The sequence below is a fragment of the Caballeronia sp. BR00000012568055 genome (assembly GCF_029439455.1).
Classification (GTDB): domain Bacteria; phylum Pseudomonadota; class Gammaproteobacteria; order Burkholderiales; family Burkholderiaceae; genus Caballeronia.
Window position 1 is genome coordinate 45,011 of the sequence record NZ_JAQFVG010000329.1, and the last position, 703, is coordinate 45,713.

At 57.6% G+C, this 703-nt stretch carries 2 protein-coding genes; both read right to left on the reverse strand.

Translation table 11 applies throughout. The features are described from left to right. Positions 1-591: NAD(P)(+) transhydrogenase (Re/Si-specific) subunit beta (locus P7F28_RS28165; protein ID WP_277183939.1), on the reverse strand; the 591-nt coding region annotated here is incomplete at its 3' end. Further along, a partial coding sequence (locus P7F28_RS28170; RefSeq protein WP_277188137.1) for a proton-translocating transhydrogenase family protein occupies positions 592-703 on the reverse strand: 112 nt, incomplete at its 5' end.

Consider the following 703-nt stretch of genomic DNA (forward strand, 5'->3'; position numbering starts at 1 on the left):
GAAGATCACACCGAAGCCGATCATCGCAATCGCGAGCAGCAGGTTGATCAGATGCTGGCCCGAGTACACGACCGGCGCGCCCTGAAACAAGCGGAATTTGTACTTGCCCGACAGCTTGCCGAACGCGATAACCGAACCGCTGAACGTGATCGCACCCACGAATGTGCCGATAAACAACTCGACGCGATTGCCGTAAGGAATCGGATCGCCCGGCGCGGCAAGTCCAAACGCCGAAGGCTCCGACACCACGCCATACGCAATACACACCGCCGCCAAACCAATCAGCGAGTGCATGGCCGCGACGAGTTCCGGCATCTTCGTCATTTCGACTTTCGCCGCGATATACGCGCCCGCACCGCCGCCGATAATCAAAGCGGCAAACAGCAGCGTCAATCCGAGCGACAGATTCGAGCCAAGATAAGACGCCTGCTTCACGATCAACGCGAGCGTCGTGAGAATGGCGATCGCCATTCCCGCCATGCCGAACGTATTGCCGATGCGCGCGGTCTTCGGATTCGACAGGCCTTTCAGCGCCTGAATAAAGCACACCGACGCGACCAGGTACAAGAGAGTGACGACGTTCATGCTCATTTACGCGCCCTCCTTGTGTGCGATTTTCTTCGGCTCTTTCTTCTTGAACATCTCCAGCATTCGTCGTGTGACGAGAAAGCCGCCGAACACGTTCACCGCTGCAAGCAAGACC